This window comes from Lysobacter sp. Hz25, assembly GCF_046097045.1.
GTDB lineage: Bacteria > Pseudomonadota > Gammaproteobacteria > Xanthomonadales > Xanthomonadaceae > Lysobacter > Lysobacter antibioticus_B.
Genome location: NZ_CP175666.1, coordinates 5,039,106 through 5,063,396 on the forward strand (window position 1 = coordinate 5,039,106; position 24,291 = coordinate 5,063,396).

A 24,291-nucleotide genomic window follows, 5' to 3' on the forward strand; every position below is an offset into this window, starting at 1 on the left:
GGGGTGAGCGGACGTGCGTGCGAGCCACCGGCTCGCACGTCCGTGAACGCCAGGGCGCGATGCGCCCTGGCCGGGCCTTGGACGTAGAGACTTCAGCGCTCTACTCGGACGAGCCCTGGATCCCTGCCTTCGCGGGGATGACGGAATCGGGAAGGCGGCCGTGCCGGGGACGACGAAGTCGAGAACGACGGCCGCGGTTCGGCGGCCGTCCCGGACTCGCCTCAGGCCGCCTGGCCCAGACTGGCGATGTCGATGACGAAGCGGTAGCGCACATCGCCCTTGATCATGCGCTCGTAGGCCTCGTTGATCTGGGCGATGTCGATCAGCTCGATGTCCGAGGCCACGCCGTGTTCGGCGCAGAAATCCAGCATTTCCTGGGTTTCGCGAATGCCGCCGATCAGCGAGCCGCCGAGCTTGCGCCGCTGCATGATCAGCGCGCCCGCGGCGACCGTCGACGGCGTTTCCGGAATGCCCAGCAGGACCATGGTGCCGTCGAACTTCAACAGGCCCAGGTAGGCGTTGTAATCGTGATCGCCGGACACCGAGTCGATGATGAAATCGAAGGAACGCGACAACGTCTTGAAGGTCGCCTTGTCGCGGGTGGCGGCGAAGGCGTGCGCGCCCAACGCCAGCGCCGCCTCGCGCTTGGACTCGGAGGTGCTGAGCACGGTCACCCGCGCGCCCATCGCCACCGCGATCTTGACCGCCATATGGCCCAGGCCGCCGAGGCCGACCACCGCGACTTCGTCGCCGGCCTTGACCCCGTAGTGCTTCAACGGCGAATAGGTGGTGATGCCGGCACACAACAGCGGCGCCGCGCGATCCAGCGGAATCGACTCGGGAATGCGCAGCACGTAGTCCTGGTCGACGGTGATGCGGGTCGAATAGCCGCCGTAGGTCGGCGCCCCGGTGCCGCGCTCGCGCGAGTTGTAGGTGCCGGTCATGCCCTGGTCGCAGTACTGCTCCTCGCCGGCCCGGCACTGCGGGCATTCGCGGCAGGAATCGACGAAACAGCCGACGCCGACCGCGTCGCCGAGCTGGAAGCTCTTGACGTTGGCGCCGAGCCGGGCGACCCGGCCGACGATTTCGTGGCCCGGCACCATCGGGAAGGCCGAACCGCCCCACTCGTCGCGGGCCTGGTGGATGTCGGAATGGCAGACGCCGCAATAGAGAATGTCGATCAGGACCTCGTTCGGGCCCGGCTCGCGGCGCTCGATCGAGAACGGAGCCAACGGCGTGCGCGCATCGACGGCGGCGTAGGCGGCGGTTTTGAGCATGAGGTCGGATCCTGGAGATGGGTGAACGGAGTTTATCGGCGCCCCGATGAGCGGGGCGTCGGCCCGCCGCAACAGTGCATATCGCCCCCGCGCTTGCGTTACCCTTTGCCGGTTCTCCCCCCAGCGAGTGTGCCATGCCTTCCTTCGACGTCGTGTCCGAAGTCGACACCCACGAACTCACCAACGCGGTCGACCAAGCCAACCGCGAACTCGGCAACCGTTTCGATTTCAAGGGCGTCGATGCCGAGTTCGTTCTCGACGACAAGAGCATCACCCAGTCGGCGCCGAGCGAATTCCAGCTCGAGCAGATGACCCAGATCCTGCGCGCGCGCCTGATCGCGCGCAACATCGACGCCCGTTGCCTGGAATTCGGCGACGTCGAGACCAACCTGGCCCGCGCGCGCCAGAAGATCACCGTCCAGCAGGGCATCGAGCAGAAGCTGGCGAAGAAGATCGCCGCGACCATCAAGGACGCCAAGCTCAAGGTCGAGACCCAGATCAACGGCGACAAGCTGCGCGTCACCGGCAAGAAGCGCGACGATCTGCAGGCGGTCATGGCGCTGCTCAAGGGCGGCGAATTCGAGCGTCCGCTGCAGTTCGACAACTTCCGCGACTGAGATGAGCGCGATGGCCCCGTCCGGCGACGACCCGATCGCGGCGACCCGGCGCTGGCTGGAGCGCGCCGTGATCGGCCTGAATCTGTGCCCCTTCGCCAAGGCGGTGCTGGCGAAGGGCCAGGTGCGTTTCGTCCTCAGCGAGGCGACGACCACCGAAGCCCTGCTGGAAGAGCTGGCCTCGGAGCTGGTGCTGCTGGAACAGAGCGACCCGGAACGGATCGACACCACCGTGCTGATCCATCCGCAGGTCTTGAACGAGTTCCTGGACTTCAACGATTTCCTGGAACTCGCCGATGGCGCGGTCGCCGCGCTGGACCTGGAAGGCGAGATCCAGGTCGCCAGCTTCCACCCCGACTATCAGTTCGCCGATACCGCCTATGACGACGTCGGCAACTGCACCAACCGCTCGCCCTACCCGACCTTGCACCTGTTGCGCGAAGCCAGCGTCGAACGCGCGGTCGCGGCCTTCCCCGATCCGGACGTGATCGTCGAACGCAATCTGGCGACCTTGGAAAAGCTCGGCCTGGAGGGCTGGCGCAAGCTGATGGCGGGTTGATTCGCTCCCTGGACGGCGACGCGACGGGCGGAACAGAGCAAATCCCCCTAGCCCCCTTTTTCAAAGGGGGGAACAGCCAGCGCGACTTGATGTATGGATTCGCTGGCAGGTTGCAGACTCGGGGCCGCTGGCGGCTCGCTACGGCTAGCACGTTCGCATCCGCTTGAAAGTCCGCGAGCAGCGAATACACCCGATGGGCGAAGAGCACCTGCCCCGAAGCACTTCCCCCCTTTGCAAAGGGGGGCCAGGGGGGGATTTGCTCTTGCTCTACCCCAATCCGACCAGCCCGCGCCTAGCCCGCAGCGGCCTCGCGTGCGCCCAGCGCCCTATCCAGCAAAACGCGCGCCTGCACCAGCGACTCGGCGATGCGGTGCCCCAGGCCGCGCAATTCCGCGCGCGGTGGAACCAGATCGGGCACCTGGATCGGCGTTGCGCCGGCGGCGAGCGCGGCGCGCACGCCGGGCTCGGAATCTTCCAGCACCAGGCAACGGCGCGGATCGACGCCGAGCTGCCGTGCAGCCAACAGATAGATGTCCGGCGCCGGCTTCGGATGCTCGACGTCGCTGCCGGTGACGATCACCGCGAACCGCTCGATCAAGCCGCTCGAGGCCAGCTTCGCCAGCGCGCGTTCGCGGCGGGTCGAGGTCGCGACCGCCTTCGGGATGCCGTGCGCATCGAGCAGGTCCAGCAGGTCGATCAAGCCGCTCTTGATCGGCAGGCCGGCGACGACGCGCGCGTCGTAGAGGCGGTCGCCGGCGTCGCGCAGGCGCAGCGCGGTGTCGGCGCCGAGGCGCTCGGCCAGCAGCGCGTGGCTGGCGCGATCGTGCATGCCGACCATGCTCAGCCACAGTGCGTCGTCGGCCTCGACCGATTCCTCCACCGCGGCGGCGCGCCAGGTCTCGAGCATCGCCCGCTCGCTGTCCAGCATCAGGCCGTCCATATCGAACAACACCGCGTCCGGGACGAAATCGATCGGCGGCAATCCGGACTCAGCCACGGAATAAGGTCTCGATATCGGACGCGTCGAGCCTGCGCCATTGCCCGCTCGGCAGATCGCCCAGCGACAAACCGCCGATGCGGCTGCGGTGCAGGGCTTCGACATGGTTTCCGACCGCGGCGAACATGCGCCGCACCTGGTGGTAGCGGCCTTCGGTCAGGGTCAGCCTGGCCTGGCGCGGGGCGACCACGTCGAGCACGGCCGGCGCCAACGGCGTCTGTTCCGACTCCAGCATCAGCTCGCCGCTGGCGAAGATCGCGGCCTCGTCGCCGCGCAGATCGGCGGCCAGCGTGGCCTCGTAGACCTTGGCCAGTTGCGCCTTCGGCGACACGATCCGATGCAGCAGACCGCCGTCGTCGGTGAACAACAGCAGGCCGCTGGTCTCGCGGTCGAGCCGTCCGACCGAGGACAACAACGGCGAGCGCGCGCGAAAACGCGGCGGCAGCAAGTCGTAGACGATGCGCCCGGGGTCCTTGGTCGAGCAGGTGTAGCCGACCGGCTTGTGCAACAGCAGGGTCAGGCCGGCCGGCGGATCGAGCGGCTCGCCGTCGAGGCGGATCGCCTCGTGCGCGACCTTGTCGTCGGCGTACAGCACCTCGCCCTGCGCATCGGTGATGCGGCCGGAGCGGAACATCGCGGTGACGTCCTTGCGGCTGCCATAGCCCAGGTTGGCGATCAGCTTGACCAGTTTCATGCGCGCGCCTTGCCCGGAGCCTTCGAATGTTTGATCGCTTCGACGACCTTGAAGCCGCCGCGCTGGGCGACGATGCGGACCTGGCCGAAGCGCTCGTCGAGCACCGATTCGTAGGGCAGATGGCGGTTCGCCACCAGCCACAGGCGGCCGCCGGGGTTCAACGCTTCGGCGGCGACGGCGATGAAGCGGCGGCCCAGGTCGGGGCGCTCGTCGCGGCCCTGGCCGTGGAACGGCGGGTTGCTGACGATCACGTCGTAACCGCGGTCGAGGCCGGCGGTGACGTCGTGCCAGTGGAATTCGAGCTCGGCCGTCGTCGCCACGCGCGACAGATTGGTCCGCGCCAGTGCCAGCGCGCGCGCCTGCGCTTCGTACAGGTCCACCGCGACGATGCCGGGGCAACGCGCCAACAATTCGGCCGAAAGATAGCCGTAGCCGGCGCCGAGATCGGCCGCGCGGCCGCGCAGATCGCTCGGCAGGTGCGCGGCGAGCAGGGCCGATGCGGCGTCGATGCGGTCCCAGGCGAACACGCCGGGGCGGCTGACGAAGCGGCCGCCGAGGATCTCGCGCGGCGCGTCGAACGCGGCCCAGGCCGCGGCCTGGGCCGGATCGGCCGCGCCGTCCAGCGGTGCGGTCCAGAACGCGCGGCATTTGCGCTTGGACAGGCTGCCGACCGGGCCGGCGATGCGCCCCAGGTCGGTTTCGCCGGAACGCGCGCCCTCGTCGTTGCGCATGCAGGCGAGCACGCGCCCGCCGGGCGCGGTGCGCGCGATCGCCTGGGCGAACAGCGCGCGCGCCTCGTCGCGTTGGCGCGGCGGCAGCACCAGCACCAGCGGGAAGCGCCGGGCCGGGTCGAGCGTATCCAGGTCGACCGTGTCCAGGCCGGCGCGGTGCAAGGCGTCGACTTCGGGCTTGAAGCCCTGTTCGCAGACCAGGCCGGGGCGCGGCTGCTGGCGCAGGCCGATGCCGTCGCGCGCGTGCAGGAACAGCGCGCTGCCCTGTTCGGGCCAGCGCAGCACGCCGTCGGCGAGGGGCTGGAAGAGGGTGTCGAGCGCGTCGTCGGAGCGGTCAACGCGCATGCGGGGAATTCTGAATGGCGGTCATCGCACGGATTTTACGCGCGACCGCGCTAGGGTGTCGGCATCGCATCCAACGGAATGCATGCTTCATGCGCCTGCCCGTCCTGATTGCGGCCCTGTTGATGCCCGCGGTGGCCTGGTTTTCCCAACAGGGCGTGTTCGGCCCCGACAACGGCACGATCTCCGACCGCTACCCCACCCTGCTGGTCGCGGCCGGTTACGCCTTCGCGATCTGGGGCCCGATCTTCCTTGGCGACCTGATTTTCGCTTTCTGGCAGCTGCGCGCGCGATATCGCGATGCCGACAGCCTGCGCCGGCTGCGCCCGGCCGCGGCCGCCGGCTTCACCCTGACCGCGCTGTGGATGCCGATCTTCTCCCAGCAGTGGTTCTGGCTGGCCCTGGCGGTGATCTGGCTGGCGCTGGCCTGCCTGGCCCGCTGCGCGGTGCTGCTGTCGCGCGACAGCCACCCCCTGCCCGGGCAGGTCGCCTGGGCCAAGTTCCCGATCTCCTTGCATGCCGGCTGGCTGAGCCTGGCCGCGTTCCTGAACACCGCTCAGGTGATCGTCGCCTATCGCCTGTTGCCGACCGACGACATGCTGGCCTGGAGCCTGGTGCTGCTGGCCGCAGCCGCCGCGCTGCTGTTGCTGTTGAACGCGCGCATGCGCGGCAACACCGGTTATACGATCGCCGCGCTATGGGGCCTGGCCGGCGTCTACGTCGAACAATCCGGGTCGGTCTTGCGGGGCGCGCAGATCGCCGCCTGGGGCGCCGTGGCGATCGCCGTGTTGTTGCTGGTGCAGACCTTGTGGTTGCGCCTGCACCCGCGGCATCGGGTGTTTTCCGGCCATCTCTCGCCGGGCGAGTGATCGTCGTCGGCGCGTTCGCGCCGCGGCGTCCTTGCGACTGCGCAACAGCGGCTTCATCGCCACGCAACGCCGCGACCGCGAGGATGGAACATCGTCCAGCCCAAGGAGCGACCCACGATGCGAGCCCTTTTCATCGGCGGCACCGTCGACAACAGCGAACTCGATCTCGACGACGGCACGCCGCCGCGCCATTACCCGCCCGACACCGGCAGCGGCCACTCGCGTTACCGCTTGCACCACGTCGGCTTGCGGCAGAACGATACGGTCTATGCGGTGTATGCGGCGCCGGACCTTGCCGACGGCGAGGTCGAGCGGGTCGCGCAGGAGCGCGGCTATGCGCGCCGGTTCCAGGCGGAGCCGCAGGTCAGCGAGTGACCCAAGATCGGTAAGCCTCACCGCTGCGCGCGCCCTCACCCAACTCCTCTCCCGCACGCGGGAGAGGGGCTTATCGAAGCCGAGGTTCAGTGAGATCGGCTCGCCGAACTCAACCCTGCAATTCGCGCAAGGTCACCGACGGCGGCGCGTCCAGCACCCGGCGAGTGGCGAACATGCCGGCCGCCAGGGCCGCCAGCACGCCCGCGGCGGCACCGAACGCGGCCATGCGCGCGTCGAATTCCCAGGGCAGATCGAACACCTGCACCGCGACCACGCCGGCCAGCACCGAGGCAGCGATGGCCGCGGTCAAACCGGACAACAGACCGATCGCGGCGAACTCCGAGGCCTGGGCCAGGCGCAACTGGCGCCGACTGCCGCCGAGCACGCGCATCACCCCGCCTTCGAGCAAGCGTTCGTCCTGGCTCGCGCTGACCGCCGCCATCAACACCAGCACGCCGGCGACCAGGGAGAAATAGAACACCACCTCGACCACGGTCGAGACCTGGTCGGCGGTGCTGCGCACTTGCTTGAGCACCTGGTCGATGTCGATCACCGACAGGTTCGGGAAGCGTTCGACCAACTGCGAGGTGAAACGCGTGCGCTCGGCCGGCACGTTCATCGCGGTGATGTAGCTCGCCGCATAACCGTCGAGCGAACCGGGCGAAGCGATGACGAAGAAGTTCGGGCGGAAACTTTCCCAATCGACCTTGCGCAGGCTGGTGACGGTGGCCTGGAAGTTCTGCCCGGCGATGTCGAAGCCGACCTTGTCGCCGAGCTTCCAGCCCAGCTCCTCGGCGAAACCTTCTTCGACCGAAACCTCGGGCCGGGCGAGCTTTCGCGCGGCCCAGAACGTGCCGTCGACGATCTTGTTGTCCGAGCGCAGGCTGTCGGCGACCGACAGATTGAATTCGCGCTCGGCCAATTGCTTGGCGCGCTCGCCGCGCTCGGCATAGTCGGCGCCGGTGACGGCCTTGCCGTTGTGCGCGACCAGGCGCCCGCGGATCATCGGAAACAGGGTCGGCGCCGGCAGGCCTTGCTCGCCGATGAAACGGCGCACGTCGGCGATCTGGTCCTGCTGCACGTTGATGATGAAGCGGTTCGGCGCATCGGCCGACAACGACAGCTGCCAGCGATCGAGCAGATCGGTGCGCACGAAGGTCAGCAGCAGCAAGGCCATCAGGCCCAGGCCGAGCGCCGAGACCTGGGCGATGCTGGTGCCGGCGCGGCGGCTGACGTTGGCCAGGCCGTAGCGCAGGCTGCCGCGCAAGCGCGAACGCAGGCGGCGCACCACCACGATCAGGCCCCAGGCCAGCAAAGCGAGCACCGCCAGGGTCGCGGCGATGCCGCCGAGCATGGCCGCGCCGAGCGCGACCGAACCGGCCTTCCACCACAGCAGCGCGCCGAGCCCGAGCAGGCCGACGATCGCGACCACCCAGGCGCTGGGCTCGGTCGGATCGAGATCGCGACGCAGCACGCGCAGGGCCGGCACGCGCCGCAGCGCGAGCACCGGCGGCGCGCCGAAGGCGAGCAACACCACCATGCCGACACCGAAGCCTTGCACCGCCGGCAACCAGCCCGCGCCCGGGATCGACATCTTCAAGGCCTGTTCCAGCCAACCGCCGATCAGCCATTGCAGGCCGAAGGCGAGCGCGACACCGATCGCGCTCGCGATCAAGCCCAGCAGCACCATCTCGCCGACGTGGATGCCGACCAGGGTGCGCTGGCTGGCGCCGAGGCAACGCATCACCGCGGTGCCGGACAAATGGCGCTCGCTGTGGCGGCGCGCGGCCATCGCCACCGCGACCGCCGCCAGCACCACCGAGACCAGCGCGGCCAAACCGAGGAAACGGCCGGCGCGGTCGAGCGCCGAACGCACTTCCGGACGCGCGTCGGAGATGGTTTCCAGGCGCTGGCCGCGTTGCAGCGCGGGCTTGGCCGCGGCGACGAAACGCTCGACCGCACCGGGCGCGCCGGCTACGACGAGGCGATAGCGGATGCGGCTGCCGGGCTGGACCAGCCCGGTCGCGGGCAGATCGCCGGCGTTGAGGAACACCTTCGGCGCGATGTTGAAATAGTCGAGCGAGGCATCCGGTTCCTGCACCACCAGCGCGGCCAAGCGCAGGCTGGAATCGCCGATCGCGATGCTCTGGCCGATCTGCGCGCCGAGCGTGTCGGCGCCGGCGCGGCTCATCCACACCGTGCCCTTCGCCGGCACGCCCTGCGCATCGCGTTCGGCGCCGCCGGCGCGATCGACGATGCGGAAACTGCCGCGCAAGGGAAAGCCTTCGCCGAGCGCGCGCAGATCGCCGAGTTGCAGGCGTTCGCCGACCCGGATCATGGTCTGCAGTTCGGTGGCTTCGGCGCGGCGCAGCGCCGGCACCGACGCCGCCCGGCGCAGGGCGCCTTCGATCGGGTGATCGGCGCGGATCACCGCATCGCCGCCGAGCAGGCGGTTGGCTTCGATGGTCAACGCGCGTTCGGCGCGATCGGTGACGAAGCCGACCGCGGTCACCGCCAGCACGGCCAACACCAGCGCCGCAAGCAGGATGCGCACGTCGCCGGCCTTGAGGTCGCGGCGCAGTTGCCGCCACGCCAGGGACACGGTGCGGGGCATGCCGCTCACTCCTGCACCAGGCGGCCGCTGTCGAGGCGGATGCGGCGATGGCAGCGCTCGGCCAGGTGCTCGTCGTGGGTCACCAGCACCAAGGTCGTGCCGGCATCGGCGTTGAGTTCGAACAGCAATTCGATGATCGCCTGGCCGGTGTGGGTGTCGAGATTGCCGGTGGGCTCGTCGGCGAACAACAACGACGGCCGGGTCACGAAGGCGCGCGCAAGGGCGACGCGCTGCTGCTCGCCGCCGGACAACTGGCGCGGGTAATGATCCAGGCGTTGGCCCAGGCCGACCTTGGTCAGGATGGCTTGCGCCGGCGCGAAGGCATCGCGGTCGCCGCGCAGTTCCAGCGGCAGCATCACGTTTTCCAATGCGGTCAGCGACGGCAACAGCTGGAAGCTCTGGAACACGAAGCCGACTTTCTCGCTGCGCACGCGCGCGCGGCCGTCCTCGTCGAGCGAGGAAATCGGTTCGCCGTCGAGCGTCACCGTGCCGCTGCTCGGCGAGTCCAGGCCCGCCATCAACGACAGCAGGGTGCTCTTGCCGGAGCCGGAGGCACCGACGATCGCCACGGTGTCGCCCTTGGCGATCGAAAATCCGACCCCATCGAGGATCGTGAGTTCGCCCGAGGGCAGCGCCACGCGCTTGCTCAGCCGGTCGACCTCGAGGGTCGGCACCGCCGCACGCGATACCGCTTCAGCGTGCGTCCCGTCGCGACCCTTCACGATGGAATCGGCCATGATCGAATCGGCCAGGTTGGAAGCTGCCATGATCGTCCTATCTGCTTGCCTCGCCGTATCTTCGGGAGACGTTATTAAATGAGTTTTAAGAACTGCAACCGCGGGGGCTTCGATTTCGGGGATCTCGACGACGCGAGCTCCACCGTCGCCAGCACCGCCCCGGACCGCACCTGCGGCCCGGCCGGCGATATCGCGGCCCGGAAAGAACGATATGTGGCATCGCCGGGCCGCGTTCAATGGGCCGTTGGTCGTGGCGCCCGCGCCGCGCTGCTGGCCGCGGCCGTGCTGCTGAGCGCTTGGGCGCCGCTGCAGGCTCAACCGGCGACCGCCCCACGAGCCTCGGCCAAGCCTGCGGTCGCCGCACCGGCGGCCAAGGCGGCACGCACCGTGCTGTTCATGGGCGACTCGCTGTCGGCCGGCTACGGCCTGGCCGCCTCGCAAGGCTGGGTGGCGCTGACCGCCGAGCGCATCGCCAAGACCAAGCCCGGCTGGAAGGTGGTCAACGCCAGCATCAGCGGCGAAACCACCGCCGGCGGCGCCTCGCGCATCGCCGGCGAATTGCAGCGCAACCGTCCGGCCGTCGTGGTGATCGAACTAGGGGCCAACGACGGCCTGCGCGGATTGCAGCTGGCGCAGAGCCGGGCCAACCTCGAACGCATGATCGCCGCGGCCAAGGCGGCCAAGGCACAGGTGCTGCTGATCGGCATGCGCATGCCGCCGAACCTCGGCAAGGAGTACACCCAGGGCTTCGAGCGCAACTTCCGCGAACTGGCGAACCAGCACGGCACCGCCTTGCTGCCGTTCCTGCTCGAACCGATCGCCCTCGACCGCGCCGCGTTCCAGGCCGACAACCTGCACCCGATCGCGAGCGCGCAGCCGAAGCTGCGCGATCACGTGTGGACTCGGCTCGGGCCGATGTTGAAGTAGCTGCGGGTCGAAACGGGCGCGAGGGCGTCCGCTTCAGGCGCTGTGGCGGGCCGCGGTAGAACGGGCCCGTGCGTGCGGCTTCTCGGCGTCGCGTCCGAGATAGGCCTTGCAGCGGAACTGGTCGATGTCGTTGATGCGCAGGATGTTGCGCTTGCGGCTGACCAGGCCGCTGCGGTGCCAGGTTTGCAACTGCGCGTTCAACTTGGGCCGGCTGGCGTTGACCATCGCCGCCAGGATGCTCTGGGTGGGCGGCAGGGCGACCTCGAAACTGTCCTCGCGCGGACGCGTCTGCGAGCGCATCAGCGACAACAGATACCTCGCCAGACGCGACTCCAGGCGATGCAGGCACATCGTCTCCAGGCTTTCCACCGCTTGCCGCAAGCGCATGCACAACGAGGCATGGGCGCGTTCGATGACCGCCGGGTCCGCGGTCAGGCTCGGGAAGTGGCGGCGCGACAGCAACAGCACGCGGGTCGGACTGTAGGCCACCGCGGTGAAGGTATGCGAGTGATTGTCGAGCAACGGCGTTTCGTCCACCGTTTCGCCGCTTTCGATGGTGTCGACGATGAGCTCCTGGCCGTCGGGACCGTACAGCAGCTTGTAGATCCGCCCGTGGATGACGAAAGCGAGAAAGTCGCTGGAATCGTTCTTGAAGAACAGCGCATCGCCTTCTTCGAGATTGAGTTCGGTGGAATGACGGGCGATGTGTTCCAGCAGCGTCGCCGGCAAACCGCGCAGGAGATTGCAGCGATCCAGGCCCCAGCGGCGCCGGCGCACGGCGATGTTGTCTTCGAGTGTCACGCACATACGGGCGGCCGCGTGCCCGAGCTGGCGGTTGCGTAGGTCCGGGCGGCGACGAAGCCGCGATCATGATGGCCGCGCATGCGGCCGATGGCACGTTGCATAACGCCCCCTGTGGATCGTCTGCGTTCGGAGCCTGCGGCGAGCGGCGAGATCCGTCGATCGAGCTGTGTCGGAGATGCGGCGCCGTTGCGGCGTCGCCAGCGCGAACCCGGCACGCAGGAGCCGGTACGATGCCGGCGCCAGCAGCGGCCCGGCATCGTGTCCCTTGCGGATTACGCGTACGGCGACGGCTTGAACGAGGTGAGCACGGTCAACAGGCTGGTCAGGTTGTCCGACACGCCGGTCTGGGCGACCTTCTCGGTGGCGCCTGCGGCGGCAGTGGTGTCGACGCTGTAGATCTGCATCACGCCCTGGTTGGCGGCGGCCAGCGACAGCGAATTCTGCTGCTGCTGCGAGGAAACCGCGTTCTCGAACAGGATGCCGGTGGAGTGCGCGGCGGCCTGGAAGATCGAACCCATGGCGAAGGCCGGCGCTTCGCCGATGACCTTGACGTTGGACTGGGTGACGGCGTCGGTGATCTGGTTGTTGACTGCGGTGGGAAAGGCCATGAAGAAATCCTCGGTTGGCGATTACTGGAAAGCGAATGAGCCCGGATGCCGGCCCGGCTCAGCGCGAGCGCGGACCGGCATCTGCGGCCTGACCGTCGCGGTCAGGCCCGAACGGCTGCGGGGTATGCGAATCGAACCGATTACGGCTTGAACGCGCGCAGCACGGTCAGCAGGCTGGTCAGGTTGTCCGACACGCCGGTCTGGGCGATCTTTTCGGTCGCGCCGGCGGCGGCGGTGGTGTCGAGGCTGTAGATCTGCATCACGCCCTGGTTGGCCGCCGCCTGCGCCAGCGTGTTCTGCTGCTGCTGCGCGGACACGGCGTTCTCGAACAGGATGCCGGTCGAGTGGGCCATCGACTGGTAGATCGAGCCCATCGCGAAGGCGGGCGCCTCGCCGATGACCTTGACGTTGGACTGGGTGACGGCATCGGTGATTTGATCGTTGACGGCGGTAGGGAAAGCCATGTTGAACTCCTTGGAGGGATGAAGTACGGCCGATGCCGTACGTGTTGGAAGAACGAGTCATCTATCGCGTTGTGAAGCCGATGCTGGCGCCTTGGCGGCGTGTTTTAGTTGTTGTCCCGATCGGGTTTTGCAGCGGAATTCCCGCTGTTTTCCGCATCGGTACGCGACTGGTCCGATGGCGCGGAATTCTGGGTCTTCGGGATCAGGCCGTTGTCCTTCGCGGCGTCGATCACGCTTTGCAGTTGTTTGGCGAGCGGCCCGAACTGTTTGTCGAAGCAGGCCTCGACTTCGATCTGGACCAGGTGCGCGAGCTGATCGGCGATCTGCGCGATCATCGGCCGCTCGCCGGCGGCGGCGCCTGCGCTGCCCGGCGGCGGCCTGGGCGGGCGCAGATCGTCGAGCGAGGTGGCGCGTTCGACCGCGCCGAGCACCGCCGCCTCGGCTTCGCGCTCGGCGCGCGCATCCTTGCGCACCGTCGCCTGGGTGCGGCGCAGGCTTTGCTCGATCACGTCCTCGATGCGCTGGCGGCCGGATTCGATCAGGTTGCCGGCCTGCGAACGGCCGAGCTGTCCGACCGTCGGCGCGCCGGCCGGCGCCGCTGCGCGCGCCTTGGAATCGGCATCGATCGCATCCAGCGCCGCGCTCACCTGCACGCGTTCGCTGTCGCTGAGTTCGCGGCCGAGCACGTGCAAGGCCAACAGGCCGACGTGATGGTCCAGTTCGGTGCGGATCGGATCGGCGGCGGTTCGGCTGAGCGCGGCGCCATTGAGCGCGGCGCCATTGAGCGCGGCGCCGTTGACGGCCGCTGCGCTGGCGAAGCTCGCATCGGGAGGGGCGGCGGACATCAGCGCGCTCCCAACTGCTTCAGCAACGCGCTCAGCACCTGCTGGGGCTGCACGCCGACCAGCTTGGCCAAGGCCGTCAGGACCTGCTCGGGCGACACCCCGGCCAGTTTCGTCAGCGCTTCGAGCACGTCCGGGCGCAGGAAGCGCTCGATCAGCTCGCCGCCGTCCGCGGCCGGCTCGGCCGGCGCCGCCGGATCCGCTACCGGCGCGGTCGCCGGCGCCACCGGCGGCGCCGATGCCGGCGCGAGCGCGTGCTCCATCGCCTCGCTCGATGCGGCGTGCGCCGCCGATACGGCCTGCTCCACCGCCTGTTGCGACGCCGCTTGCGCAGCCTTGACCGCCGGCAGATCGAACAGACCTTCCAGTTCCTCGTGCAGCAGGTAATGCAGATTCTCGTCCATTGCGAACTCCGGTCTTACAAGGGATGCGATACGCAATGCGGTCGCCGATCAGGCCGGGCTGGGCTTGCGCGTGACGGTGACGACGGACGCCGGCGCCTTGTATCCGGCGATCGACGCGGTGATTTGCCGCGTGCCGGCAAAACCCGCGAGCGGGCCGACCGTGGCCTGCCAGTAGGCAGCCGAGACGCTGGCGACCAGTTGTTGCAACTGCGCGCCGACGTTGCCCTGGCTCGACGCGGAGGCCTCGAAAGGCACCAGGTCGTAGGCCAGCAGCACGATCGCGCGCAGGAATTCGTCCTGGATATCGCTGTGTTCGAGGCCTTGCGCATCCGAGCCGAGCAGGTAGGAGCGCCAGTTGATGAACAGGTTCAGGGCCCGGCACAGCGCCGCGAACCAGACACTGCGCACGCCGCTGTCGCCGGCCAGGGCTTCGACCAAGGCCTGGAATGCGGCATAGGCGCGGTCGAGGTTGGCGACGCTGGCGATCAGCGCCATCGCCGCGGCCAATTGCTCCTGGATCACCGGTTTGCCGGCGACGAACAGATCGGCCAGCGTCGCGGCACCGCGCACCAGGCTCATGAGTTGGGCGATCTGCGCGGCGCTCAGGGCCTGCAGGCCGGTGAACATCAACCTGTCGCTCGCGACGCGCAGCAGGTCGGTGTCGACATGGCCGTCGAGGCCGCCCTGGGTCGAAGCGAACCAGCCCGGGGCGCCGGTGATCGCATGACCGCCCAAGTGCGTGTCGAAGGCGATGAAGGGGTACTTGGCGGCGACGAAGCTGCGGTAGTGGCAGACGCCGCCGAGACGGAACCCCAACAGGCTGGCGTTCGCGGTCAGCAGCTCGTAATAGTTCGGGCCCTGCTCCGACGACGGCAGATCCAGCGATTCGCATAAGGCCATCGTGTTGCGTTTGCCGGCGGAGTCGACCCGTTCACGCGTGCGCGCACTGGCGATGTCGTAGCGGCGCAGGGCCAGGCCGTCGCAGGTCAGGCTGTCGTTGCGGAACATCTCGTCGAACAATCCCGAGACGTCGTGGGCCCGATGCGGCGGCATGCCCGCGCTGTCGCGCGCCTCCTCGGCCTGGCGCCCTTTGGCCGCGGCGAGGCAGGCGAAGACATAGTCCGAATAGGCGCGATAGAAACCCGTCGCCGGCAACCGCAACGAATAGGCCATGGCATAGCCGATCGCCGAGCGATTGTCCGAAGACAGGCCCTCGTCTTCGCCGCACTGGATGCGGTTGGTCAGTTGCAAGGCACGCGCGCCCGCGCCGGCACCGAAGAAACGGGTCAGCTCCGGGCTCGGCTGAACCTGCAGCTGCGCGGTCAAAAACGCGAACAACTCGGCGTAGTGGCCGCCCCTGTGCTCGCTGCCGGGCAGGTCGATGCCGATCACCTCGCCGAGGCTCGGGTCTTCGAACAAGGGCAGAATTCTGGCGCTCAGATCGCGTTCGAGCGCCTGCGCGCCGGCGTCGACCGCCGAGGTCCGCGCCAGCAGCTTGTACTGGGTCTGGCGGGCCCGGTTGTAGCTCGCCACGACCGCATTGGCCGCGCGGATCTCGTCCTCGCCGATGGCCGTCTGCACATGGGCGACGCCCTGCTGTTCGAGATAGCGCAGGCTCATCGCCATCCACTGCAGATAGCGTGTTTCGCCATCGGGCTCGGCGCGCAGCTGTTTGATCGCGAACGAGCGTGCGCAGCAGGCATCGTCGAACGGCGTGTATTGGCCGGCGCTATAGATATTGCGGTTGAAGTAACGCAAGGCCGGCATCAGCTGGTCGAGCGTCGTCGAGGCGTTCGGCTTCGCGCCCTTGGCCAGGGCTTCGAGTGCGCCGCGCACGGTCTTGTACAGCACCGGATCGGTGGCGGCGATGCCGCGGCGCAGGTTCAGGCCCAACCAACGGGTCAGGCAGACGCAGGCGATGTAGAGGCTCTCGGCGATGCATTCGCCGCGCTCGTAGCGCGCGCGGTTGCCGCTGGCGGCCACGGTGGCGAGCGGATTGCTCTCCTCCATCCACAACAGCGCCTTGAGAAACAAGGACACCGCGCCGCGACCGGCCTGGGCGTCGTCGGCATCGCCGCCGCCGAAGGCCGCGGCCAGCGACAGTTGCTGGCCCTTGGCGATGGCGACCGTGGCCTGCACTTCGACCGTGCCGTCGCGGCCCTGCACCTTGTACGCGACCGGCAATTGCAGCGCGTCGCCGGCCACCGACGCCGCATCTTCGACCGGCAGGATGCCGGCGAAACGGTTGTGGTAGTCGAAGCGATAGCTCGGCAATGTCAGCGACGGCAAGGCGAAATAAGCCATGGCCCGGGTCCTGTGGGTGCGGTGCGGCGACGGCGGGCCGACGCGGGCGTGCGTTCACGCCCGCGCGGGACGGCGCGGCGGTCAACTGCCCTTGCGGTTCTGCAGCAGCGAGGAGTACTTGGCGATGCTTGAATCGATGCGGTCGATGGCGAAGCTCGCCGACTCGGCTTCCATCGCACCGGCGGCGGCGGCGACGGCGGCGGCCGCGCCCATGAGGATGTCGGTGGCGAGAATGCCCAACGCGTCCTCGGCGGCTTTCTCGAGCTGGTTGTCGACCAGGTCCTGGGTCATTTGCCGCATCAGGATGCCTTGGCTGGCCAGCGCGATCTTGCTGACGCCGTCGAAATAGGCCGCGGCCGATTGCGCCACCAGACCGGCGGCCTGGCTGATCATCATGTCCGGCCCGGTCGCGATCTGCGACGGCGCATACGATGCGGTCTCGGCGTTGGTGAACTGGACCGCCTGCACGATCTGCTGATTGAGCGCGTCGGTCGGCGGCGGGGCCGGCGTCGGCGGATCGACGCTCTTGGCGACCGCCAGGCTGCGCGCCGCGGCCAGCGGCGAGGGCGGCGGCGTCGCAGGAGTCGACGGCGGCGTGCCCGCGGCGGCGGCCGAGGACGGCGCCGCGGCGGCGCTGGCAGGCGACGTCGCGGCGGCATCGCTCGGTGACGTGCCACCCGCTGCTGGTGCCGTCGATGCCGACGGCGATGACGCGGGTGCGGCAGCGGCGGGCGTTGCCGTAGCCGCCGGCGCGCTCGGATCGACAGGCGTGGCCGGCGTAGCGGATGTCGCCGGACTCGCACTTGCGCTCGCGTCGGCCGGCGTCGTTGCCGGCGTATCTGCGGCAGCCGCGGGCGCCGCCGGCGCGTCGCTCGGCGGCGGCGCAGCAGTGGCCGCTGCCGCGGTCGCGGCCGACGTATTCGCCGGGTCGGGCGCGGCCGGCGCAGCGGACCCAGCAGGCGCAGGCGACGCTGCGGCAGCCGGCGCGGTGGCGGCCGGTGCCGGAGTCGTCGCGCTGGCGCTGGCCGCGGCGGCATCGGCGGCAGGCGGATCGATCGGTGCGGGCGGAGTGGTGGCGTTGATGGTCATGGCGGCGGGTATCGCTATAGGCGGTGTGGCAGCGGATGCCGCAACGGGCGGCGTGGGGCTGGCCGTCGCGGTGGAGGGTGTCGGCGTGGACGATGCGATCGACGGTGCGGACGGTGTTGGCGGTGGCGCTGCGCCCGCGTTGCGAGCCGTTTTTTTGCCCGACGCGTTCTTGTTCTTGCCGGGCCTTTGTTTCATCGCCGGGCGCTCCCGCGACGAGGGTCGCGAGCGGGAACCGGCTCATGCCCTCGTCTCGCCGGCGCCATCGCCGACGCAGCGAGCGTCATGGCTTCTCCCCGATCGCCATGATCAACGCAACCGCCTTGGACACCACCGCGCTCGAGATCTGGTTGAGCACTTGCTGGCTGTGTACGGCGTTCTGCAGCGACAGGCCGGCCGAATGGCTGGACACTTGATAGAGGGATGCGATCGCTTGCGCGGGCGCTTCGGCGACCACCTTGACGTTGGTTTGGGTGACAGCGTCGGTGATCTGCGAATTGACGGAGGTCTCGTCGGCCATGAGCCTGTCCTTGAATGGTGCGGTTTGAAGGGGGTCGGCATGACCGGCGCCGGGGTCGCGCTGTCCATTCCGTTATTCGTCGTGGGTCTGATTGGGAGGAACGCCCGGCCAGTACCGTTGTGAAACGAGATTTGACCGATGCGCTTGCTGCCCCGCGAACGAGGTCTCCGCCTCGCTCGCACGAGCGCGCTCAGTCGCGCGCCATCGCGGTCTTGAGGCGGTTGCGCAGCAGCTCCACGCGCTTGCGCGCGAGCGGCTGGTTGATCTGGAATTTCTGGGCGATCACCGGGTACGGCAGATCGTCGATGAAGCGATAGGCGAACAGGCGGCGCTGTTCGCGGCTCAGGCGCGAGACCGCGGCGACGACGCGATCGAGTTGCTGGTCCAGTTCGAGCTTCTGCAGCGCCGACAGGCCGTCGTGGGCGAAGCCGCTGGCTTCGCTGTCGATCTCGCGGTTGCGGTCGAACACCTCGCGGTCGCGACCTCGACGGCGCACGCTGTCGAGAAATACGTGACGCAGCACCACGAACAGGAAGCCGCAGGGATCGGTCACGGTCTGCGGCGCGCGGCGCATGAACAGCAGGGCCTTGATCGCGGTATTGGCCAGCAGTTCCTCGGCCTGGTCGCGCTGGCCGTCGGCGAAGCGGCGCGAACGCGCCTCCAGTTCGGGCAAACACATCCGCCAGGCGTTGGCGAACATTTCGTCGGCGACCTTGAGGTCGTCGCGCTCATTCTTGGGACGTTCCATCTCTCGCTTCTCCTGTGTCGAGCACCTGAGAGCGAGTCTGGTTAGGGGGTCTGGCGATGGCTGTTACTTGGGTGACACGCGCCTGCTGCTGAGGGCGATGAACTGCGCACCCCGTCGCGATACGCGACTTCCGTTCCCGTTTTCGTCGACGTGTTGCGATTTCGTCACCATCGCCGGTGTCCGCAATACGCGTCGGATCCCGTTGCGCGCTCGGGGCGGCAAGGCTGCGAGCGTCACGGAAGGCGCGTGCGCCGCGACACGTCGGCGCGGCGTTTCAAACGATGTTCGATGTACGCCCGGAGGGCCGCAGGCGAGTGGCGAATCGATCGCGGCGCGTTCGACGAACGCCGCGGAGCCGCGACTGCGTCACAGATCCGCGTCGACGACCGCGCAGCATCACAACGCAGCGGCGCGCCTGCGCGATCGCGCAGGCCTTGCTTACGCGGTGCGGCCTTGCGCGGCGCCGTCCAAACCCAGACCGCGCAGAGCGCCGTCCCAACCCCAGGTCAGGGTGCAGCAGGCCGCCACCACCAGCCCCCAGGACACGCTGCCTTGCGGCAAGGCCTGCAACGGCGCCTGCAGCGCCGGCAACCAGTTCGCGCTGGTCGCCATCATCATGCCCACACCGATCACCAACAGCAGGCCCAGCAAACCGCCTTGCAGCAGGCGTTCGAGGCGATCGCCGGCGTTCGCCGCGGACTCGGCCCGGCGCGCGACCTGCGCGGCGAAACCATAGGGAATCGGCTCCATCACCGGCGCACGCAGCGCCCGGCTGAGCAAACGGTACTGGGCCAGGCGCGGATCGCCGGCGCTCATCGGCATGCCGGCGCGCTCTTCCTGCAGCGCGCGCTCCTGCAGCCGCCACTCGCGTGCGATGCGTTCGTCGTCGAAACGCGGTTCCTGATCGGAAGGAATGCCGTTGCGGTTCATGCGAATTCTCCCAACCGGGCTTCGAGGCGCTGGCGCAAGCGGGCGCGAGTCCGGAACAGATGGCTTTTGATCGTGCCCTCGGCCAGGCCGGTCATGCTGGCGATTTCGCCGATGGGCACTTCTTCGAGGTGATACAGGGTCAACAAGGTGCGTTGCAGCGGCGGCAAGGCTTCGATCTCGGCGTGCAGGCCGGCGGCGATCTCCTCGTCGGCGCAGGCCGCCTCCAGGTCGAAGCCATCGCTGACCATGTCGAGCGGCGACAAGGCGTCTTCGTCGTCGGCGACTTCGAGGATCGGAATGCGCTTGCGTTCGAGGTGGCGCTTGGCGACCGAATAGGCGACCTGGCCGATCCACGACTTCAGCGGGCTCTCGTGCCGGTACTGGTGCAGGCACTGGTGCACCCGCAGGAACGCTTCCTGGCACAGCTCGCGGGTGTCGTCCGGGTGCCGCACCATGCGCTGGATGATGTGCCAGCACAGCCCCTGATAGTCCCGCACCAGGCGCTCGAAAGCGCCCGGCGTCTGGGCCAGGACGGCAGCGACCAGACTGCGGTCGTCGTTGATGGGGAGGCCGGTCATCGCACTCAAGATGCGGTCAGGGCGCAATCGGTTGCAGTGACGAGGATATCCATCGCGATATGACAACGGTCAACTTCCGGCTGGCCAGGCCGGACCGGCCGACCCCGCCGGCCACCCTGTAACCGGCCCACCTCACCGCGCCCCGCTCCGGCCGCAGACCCATCGCCCGGGCCTGCAACCGATCGCCAGGTACCCGTATCCATTACCTCGTGACCCGAACCCGAAGAGACTGCCCACATGGAATTCGAACTTCTAATCCCCATTACCCTGTTCATCTGCATCGTCTTCGCGATCAAGATCGTCGTGGACGCGCGCTTCCGCAGTAAGTTGCTGTCGACCGGCGGCGCCGAAGAGCTGTTGCGCTCGATGGCCCGCGACGAAGACATCCGTCGCCGCCACGGCGCCTTGCGCTGGGGCATCGTCATGGTCCTGCTGGCTCTCGCCTTCGGCATCATCGAGGCCACCGGCTGGCGCGAAGCCACCCCGGGCATGGTCGCGGTGCTGCTCGGCGCCTGCGGGCTGGGCAATCTCGCCTACTACTTCATTTCGCGCAAGCTGAATTGACCAAAGTAGTAGACCTTCCGTGCCGGTCTCGGCCGGAAGGCGGTTTCTTGCGGGTGCGGAGGCGGCGATGATCGCCGCTTCCGCCCCGGAGCCCCGCATGCGTCCGCTCACATCGCTGCATCTGTTGCTTGCCTGCCTGTTCGCCGTCGTCGCCTCGTGGCCATCGCTCGCCGGCGCCGCGGCCGACGCTCCCGACCGAGCTCATGTTCCCGACCGCCGCATCGTCATGACCGTCGACGATCTGCCCTGGGTGCAGTTGCCGTCGGTAACGAGCGCCGAGGCGATCGATGGCCACCGCCGCCTGGTCGCGGCGATCGAGCGCGCCGGCGTGCCGGCGATCGGTTTCGTCAACGAGGGCAAGCTCGAACACGACGGCCAAGTCCAGCCCGAACGCCTGGCGATGCTGCGCGATTGGCTCGACGCCGGCGCCGAGCTCGGCAACCACGGCCACGGCCACCTCGATCTGCATGCGGTCGGCCTGCCGGCCTATCAGGCCGACATCCTGCTCGGCGAGCGGCAGTTGCGGCCCTTGCTGGAACGCGCCGGCCGCGCGCCGCCGCGCTGGTTCCGTCATCCCTATCTGCGCGCCGGCCGCAGCGCGCAGGACAAGGCCGATCTGCAGCGCTTCCTCGCCGGACACGGTTACCGCATCGCGCCGGTCACCGCCGACAACACCGACTGGATCTGGGCCACCGCCTACCTGCGCGTCGGCGAATCGCCCGAGCTGTCCAGGCGCGAGGCGCGCAAGCTCAAAGCCAGGCTGCGCGGCGACTACGTCGAGCACATGGGCGACAAACTCGACTACTACGAACGCCAATCGGTCGCCCTGCTCGGCTACGCCCTGCCGCAGATCTGGCTGATCCACGCCAACGCGCTCAACGCCGATACCTATGGCGAGCTGATCGCGATGATGCGCAAGCGCGGCTACCGTTTCGTCGACCTGGACGAAGCCATGCGCGACCCCGCCTTCGAGCGCAGCGACGCCTACCTCGGCCCGGCCGGACCGAGCTGGCTGCACCGCTGGGCGACCGGAGAGCACCCGCCGGCGAGTGTCCTTGCCGGCGAACCGAAGACGCCGGCCTGGGTCATGAAGCTGGCTGGGGTTGAATCGGAATAAACGCCGCTCGTGCAGGATCGGCCTGAACCGCGACCGCGCCGGCGGCTGCAACGACGCGGTCGCGGCTTGCGCCGCTCCTACCCTAAAGCTGCGCGCACCGTGGCTACGACCGATCCAGGGCGGTGCGCAGCACCGGAATCGTGGTCACGTCGTCGACGCCCTTCAACGCGGCGACCCGCTCGCGCAGGTCCGCCAGCTCGCTCGGCGAATGCGTTTCCACCAGCACCATCAGATCGATCTCGCCAGCGACGCTGTGGATCAGGCGCACCTGCGGCAGTTGCGCCAGCGGCGGCACCACGTCGTCGCAACTGAAGCCCTCGCCATAGCGCAGCAGCAACCAGGCCCGCAGCGGATCGCCGCCGCTGCCCAGGCGCACGGTGTATTGGGCGATGACCCCGGCCGCCTCCAGGCGCTGCAGGCGCTCCTGCACGGTGCTGCGCGACAGCCCCACCGCCTTGGCCAGGGCCACCGTCGACGAGCGCGCGTTGTCCTGCAGCAGCGCGATCAGCTTGCGGTCGGTGTCGTCGAGCGTCTTCATCGCATGGGCCATCCATCCGGCGAGAGCGCCGGCACTATCGCCGGCCTGACCGGCATTCTGCCGGGTTGAGACCGGCGCAGGCGAATGCGCACGATAAGCCATCGCCTCGCACCCCGACCGGAACCGCACCGATGGCCGCCTCCGGCTTCGCCGACCTGCCCGCCCCGCCCTACTACGCGGTGATCTTCTCCTCGCAGCGCAGCACCGCGGACGCCGAAGGCTACGACCGCACCGCCACGCGCATGGCCGAACTGGTGCGCGACCAGCCGGGCTTTCTCGGTTTCGAATCGACGCGCGGCGCCGACGGTTTCGGCATCACCGTCGCCTACTTCGACAGCGAACAGGCGATCCGCGCCTGGCGCGAACACGCCGAGCACACGGTCGCCCGCGACCTGGGCCACCGCTGCTGGTACCAGCGCTTCGAGCAACGCATCGCCATCGTCCGGCGCGCCTACGGCGGCCCCCATCTTCCTGCCGACTGAGCCCCACTCATGACCCGAGCGACCATGACCGAGCCGAACCGCATCGCCCTGATCCCCATCGACGTGCAACGGGGCTTCGACTACCCGCCCTGGGGCCGGCGCAACAACCCCGCCATGGAAGCCAACGGCCAACGCCTGCTCGCAACGTGGCGCGAACACGGATGGCCGCTGATCCACGTCCGCCACGATTCGATCCATGCCGGCTCCACGCTGCATCCCTCGCACCCCGGCAACGCCTTCCGTCCCGGCTTCGAACCACGGCCCGGCGAAACGGCGATCGGCAAATCGGTCAACGCCGCCTTCATCGGCACCGACCTCGACCTGCGCCTGCGCCGGCTCGGCGTCGACACCCTCGCCCTGTTCGGCATCAGCACCGACATGTGCGTATCGACGACCGCGCGCGTGGCCAGCAACCCGGGCTACCGCACTATCGTCGTCGCCGACGCCTGCTTCTGCTTCGATCTCGCCGACGCCGACGGCAGCGTGATCCCGGCCGAAGCGGTCAGCCGCGCGCATCTGGCGACCTTGCGCGCGGAGTTCGCCGAAGTGATCGACAGCGACGCACTGATCGCAAGGATCGCTGGCGCGTAGCGAACGAGGCCGCGAACCAGATCGTGTCCGTGCCGAAGCCATCGACTCTTTCTCGCGTCGCGGCAGTGCAAGGCTGAGCGGCGGGATGAGAGCACGCCCCGTCGAAACCGTCTCCTCGCTCAGCGCAGAACTTGTTTCGCCGCAACGAACCGGCGAACCGGATTCGTCGCGCTTGCGAACGAATGCACCCTGCTTTCATCGCACCGTACCGCTTACGGGGCGACGAACGGTATTGCATCCGGTTTTTCGCGGGCGTATCGTTCGCGGCCTTCGTCCTAGCGACGCAATCGACCGACCTCCTTCCGTGCATTTCACTCTCGACATCGCCAAACAGAACGCACCGCGGCCCTCGTGCCACGGCCTGTTCGATCGCGCGTCGACGAAGCGCGGTCGCCTCGACGTTCTGCACACGCCGGACTGACTCCCTTTGCCACGGGAGATCGGTCGCCCCGATCTCCCGAGGAACGCGAACGCCCTCGGTTCACCACCGGGGGCGTTTTCGTTTCAGCGTCCGCAAAGGGAAAAACCAAGCAATAACGCGAGTCCATACCCCGAAGCATCCGAGAGGAAAGGGGATGAGCCGTCGAGGCGCTTTGAGCGCTGTGTCCCGATGCTTCGGCACGGGCGGCCGATCGTGGAACCGCAGACATGGGCGCTTGCGCCCGAACCCATTGCCGACTGGCGACAGTCGGCAATACGAAGCATCCGAAGAAACGGACGACAGCGGTACGGGCTCGCAGCCCGTCCGGTGCGCGCGGCATTGCCGTGGCGTATGCCGACGTCCGCGGATGGATGTTTCTCAAACCGACGGTAGCTCAGCCTGGTAGAGCAGCGACGTAGTGCGCAGGTCATCGGTTCGAATCCGATCCGTCGGTCTTTGGATATAGCTCAGTCGGGTAGAGCAACAGCTTTCGATGCTGTCGGTCGCGGGTTCGAGTCCCGTTATCCCTAACTGCCTTCCAAGCAGTTATCCAG

At 68.4% G+C, this 24,291-nt stretch carries 27 protein-coding genes and 2 tRNA genes; 11 read left to right on the forward strand and 18 right to left on the reverse strand.

The window, feature by feature from the left end:
- Positions 1-221: 221 nt before the first annotated feature.
- The gene (locus ACKN61_RS20750) at positions 222-1,277 is read right to left on the reverse strand and encodes an NAD(P)-dependent alcohol dehydrogenase (protein ID WP_408951037.1); all 1,056 of its coding nucleotides are present in this window, start codon (positions 1,275-1,277) and stop codon (positions 222-224) included.
- 134 nt (positions 1,278-1,411) lie between these two features.
- Between ACKN61_RS20750 and ACKN61_RS20755 the strand changes: the two genes are divergently transcribed.
- Both ACKN61_RS20755 and ACKN61_RS20760 read left to right on the forward strand, forming a co-directional pair.
- Positions 1,412-1,894: a YajQ family cyclic di-GMP-binding protein gene (locus ACKN61_RS20755; RefSeq protein WP_031371104.1), complete on the forward strand. Its 483-nt coding sequence runs from the start codon at positions 1,412-1,414 to the stop codon at positions 1,892-1,894.
- A gap of 1 nt (position 1,895) precedes the next feature.
- Complete coding sequence (locus ACKN61_RS20760) at positions 1,896-2,450, forward strand: DUF1415 domain-containing protein (protein ID WP_408951038.1); 555 nt, start codon at positions 1,896-1,898, stop codon at positions 2,448-2,450.
- A gap of 292 nt (positions 2,451-2,742) precedes the next feature.
- Here ACKN61_RS20760 and ACKN61_RS20765 read toward each other — a convergent pair whose 3' ends face one another.
- From ACKN61_RS20765 to ACKN61_RS20775, 3 genes are read right to left on the reverse strand one after another with little or no spacing between them, the layout of a single operon-like run.
- Positions 2,743-3,390, reverse strand: a complete 648-nt coding sequence (locus ACKN61_RS20765) for an HAD family hydrolase (RefSeq protein ID WP_408953881.1) — start codon at positions 3,388-3,390, stop codon at positions 2,743-2,745.
- A gap of 49 nt (positions 3,391-3,439) precedes the next feature.
- Complete coding sequence (locus ACKN61_RS20770) at positions 3,440-4,141, reverse strand: pseudouridine synthase (RefSeq protein ID WP_408951039.1); 702 nt, start codon at positions 4,139-4,141, stop codon at positions 3,440-3,442.
- Complete coding sequence (locus ACKN61_RS20775; RefSeq protein WP_408951040.1) at positions 4,138-5,217, reverse strand: class I SAM-dependent methyltransferase; 1,080 nt, start codon at positions 5,215-5,217, stop codon at positions 4,138-4,140. The genes ACKN61_RS20770 and ACKN61_RS20775 overlap by 4 nt, the downstream gene beginning before the upstream one ends.
- A gap of 89 nt (positions 5,218-5,306) precedes the next feature.
- Between ACKN61_RS20775 and ACKN61_RS20780 the strand changes: the two genes are divergently transcribed.
- Both ACKN61_RS20780 and ACKN61_RS20785 read left to right on the forward strand, forming a co-directional pair.
- Positions 5,307-6,083 carry a hypothetical protein gene (locus tag ACKN61_RS20780; RefSeq protein ID WP_408951041.1) on the forward strand — a complete coding sequence of 259 codons (777 nt, stop codon included), beginning with the start codon at positions 5,307-5,309 and terminating at the stop codon, positions 6,081-6,083.
- 117 nt (positions 6,084-6,200) lie between these two features.
- A complete protein-coding gene (locus tag ACKN61_RS20785) occupies positions 6,201-6,458 on the forward strand; it encodes a hypothetical protein (protein ID WP_031371098.1) in 258 nt (85 codons plus the stop codon).
- 109 nt (positions 6,459-6,567) lie between these two features.
- Here ACKN61_RS20785 and ACKN61_RS20790 read toward each other — a convergent pair whose 3' ends face one another.
- On the reverse strand, positions 6,568-9,072 hold the full coding sequence (locus ACKN61_RS20790; RefSeq protein WP_408951042.1) for an ABC transporter permease: 2,505 nt from the start codon (positions 9,070-9,072) through the stop codon (positions 6,568-6,570).
- 5 nt (positions 9,073-9,077) lie between these two features.
- Positions 9,078-9,839: an ABC transporter ATP-binding protein gene (locus ACKN61_RS20795; protein WP_408951043.1), complete on the reverse strand. Its 762-nt coding sequence runs from the start codon at positions 9,837-9,839 to the stop codon at positions 9,078-9,080.
- Between the two features lie 48 nt (positions 9,840-9,887).
- On the opposite strand from ACKN61_RS20795, the gene ACKN61_RS20800 reads away from it, so the two are divergent.
- Positions 9,888-10,736 (forward strand): arylesterase, encoded by an 849-nt coding sequence (locus ACKN61_RS20800; RefSeq protein ID WP_408951044.1) that lies wholly within the window; start codon positions 9,888-9,890, stop codon positions 10,734-10,736.
- Between the two features lie 33 nt (positions 10,737-10,769).
- On the opposite strand, the gene ACKN61_RS20805 is transcribed toward ACKN61_RS20800, so the two are convergent.
- The 11 genes from ACKN61_RS20805 to ACKN61_RS20855 form a co-directional block, all read right to left on the reverse strand.
- Positions 10,770-11,537 (reverse strand): Crp/Fnr family transcriptional regulator, encoded by a 768-nt coding sequence (locus ACKN61_RS20805; RefSeq protein ID WP_408951045.1) that lies wholly within the window; start codon positions 11,535-11,537, stop codon positions 10,770-10,772.
- Between the two features lie 275 nt (positions 11,538-11,812).
- Positions 11,813-12,148: a RebB family R body protein gene (locus tag ACKN61_RS20810; RefSeq protein ID WP_408951046.1), complete on the reverse strand. Its 336-nt coding sequence runs from the start codon at positions 12,146-12,148 to the stop codon at positions 11,813-11,815.
- A 140-nt stretch (positions 12,149-12,288) separates the two neighbouring features.
- The gene (locus ACKN61_RS20815; RefSeq protein WP_031371092.1) at positions 12,289-12,612 is read right to left on the reverse strand and encodes a RebB family R body protein; all 324 of its coding nucleotides are present in this window, start codon (positions 12,610-12,612) and stop codon (positions 12,289-12,291) included.
- Positions 12,613-12,716: 104 nt separating this feature from the next.
- Positions 12,717-13,457 (reverse strand): hypothetical protein, encoded by a 741-nt coding sequence (locus tag ACKN61_RS20820; RefSeq protein ID WP_408951047.1) that lies wholly within the window; start codon positions 13,455-13,457, stop codon positions 12,717-12,719.
- A complete protein-coding gene (locus tag ACKN61_RS20825; RefSeq protein WP_408951048.1) occupies positions 13,457-13,858 on the reverse strand; it encodes a hypothetical protein in 402 nt (133 codons plus the stop codon). The genes ACKN61_RS20820 and ACKN61_RS20825 overlap by 1 nt, the downstream gene beginning before the upstream one ends.
- Before the next feature lie 48 nt (positions 13,859-13,906).
- Positions 13,907-16,162: a hypothetical protein gene (locus ACKN61_RS20830; protein ID WP_408951049.1), complete on the reverse strand. Its 2,256-nt coding sequence runs from the start codon at positions 16,160-16,162 to the stop codon at positions 13,907-13,909.
- Positions 16,163-16,243: 81 nt separating this feature from the next.
- Complete coding sequence (locus ACKN61_RS20835) at positions 16,244-16,630, reverse strand: hypothetical protein (protein ID WP_408953882.1); 387 nt, start codon at positions 16,628-16,630, stop codon at positions 16,244-16,246.
- Positions 16,631-17,531: 901 nt separating this feature from the next.
- A complete protein-coding gene (locus tag ACKN61_RS20840) occupies positions 17,532-17,768 on the reverse strand; it encodes a RebB family R body protein (protein WP_031371088.1) in 237 nt (78 codons plus the stop codon).
- Between the two features lie 190 nt (positions 17,769-17,958).
- Positions 17,959-18,516, reverse strand: coding sequence for an RNA polymerase sigma factor (locus ACKN61_RS20845; RefSeq protein ID WP_057919231.1), 558 nt, complete (start codon positions 18,514-18,516; stop codon positions 17,959-17,961).
- Between the two features lie 438 nt (positions 18,517-18,954).
- Positions 18,955-19,446, reverse strand: coding sequence for a hypothetical protein (locus ACKN61_RS20850; RefSeq protein ID WP_408951050.1), 492 nt, complete (start codon positions 19,444-19,446; stop codon positions 18,955-18,957).
- Positions 19,443-20,024, reverse strand: coding sequence for an RNA polymerase sigma factor (locus tag ACKN61_RS20855; protein WP_031371085.1), 582 nt, complete (start codon positions 20,022-20,024; stop codon positions 19,443-19,445). The genes ACKN61_RS20850 and ACKN61_RS20855 overlap by 4 nt, the downstream gene beginning before the upstream one ends.
- Before the next feature lie 237 nt (positions 20,025-20,261).
- Between ACKN61_RS20855 and ACKN61_RS20860 the strand changes: the two genes are divergently transcribed.
- Positions 20,262-20,588 (forward strand): DUF6249 domain-containing protein, encoded by a 327-nt coding sequence (locus tag ACKN61_RS20860; protein ID WP_031371084.1) that lies wholly within the window; start codon positions 20,262-20,264, stop codon positions 20,586-20,588.
- A gap of 97 nt (positions 20,589-20,685) precedes the next feature.
- Positions 20,686-21,705 (forward strand): polysaccharide deacetylase family protein, encoded by a 1,020-nt coding sequence (locus ACKN61_RS20865; protein ID WP_408951051.1) that lies wholly within the window; start codon positions 20,686-20,688, stop codon positions 21,703-21,705.
- Between the two features lie 103 nt (positions 21,706-21,808).
- Here the strand turns inward: ACKN61_RS20865 and ACKN61_RS20870 are convergent, their stop codons facing one another.
- Entirely contained in the window at positions 21,809-22,243 is a 435-nt protein-coding gene (locus ACKN61_RS20870; RefSeq protein WP_408951052.1) for an Lrp/AsnC family transcriptional regulator, read from the reverse strand.
- Positions 22,244-22,374: 131 nt separating this feature from the next.
- Between ACKN61_RS20870 and ACKN61_RS20875 the strand changes: the two genes are divergently transcribed.
- The 4 genes from ACKN61_RS20875 to ACKN61_RS20890 all read left to right on the forward strand — a co-directional run bounded on the left by ACKN61_RS20875 (position 22,375) and on the right by ACKN61_RS20890 (position 24,267).
- Positions 22,375-22,725, forward strand: coding sequence for an antibiotic biosynthesis monooxygenase family protein (locus tag ACKN61_RS20875; RefSeq protein ID WP_408951053.1), 351 nt, complete (start codon positions 22,375-22,377; stop codon positions 22,723-22,725).
- Between the two features lie 9 nt (positions 22,726-22,734).
- The gene (locus tag ACKN61_RS20880) at positions 22,735-23,316 is read left to right on the forward strand and encodes a cysteine hydrolase family protein (protein ID WP_408951054.1); all 582 of its coding nucleotides are present in this window, start codon (positions 22,735-22,737) and stop codon (positions 23,314-23,316) included.
- A gap of 804 nt (positions 23,317-24,120) precedes the next feature.
- Positions 24,121-24,191 (forward strand) — tRNA-OTHER (locus ACKN61_RS20885).
- A 4-nt stretch (positions 24,192-24,195) separates the two neighbouring features.
- A tRNA-Arg gene (locus tag ACKN61_RS20890) sits at positions 24,196-24,267 on the forward strand.
- The last annotated feature ends 24 nt before the right edge of the window (positions 24,268-24,291 follow it).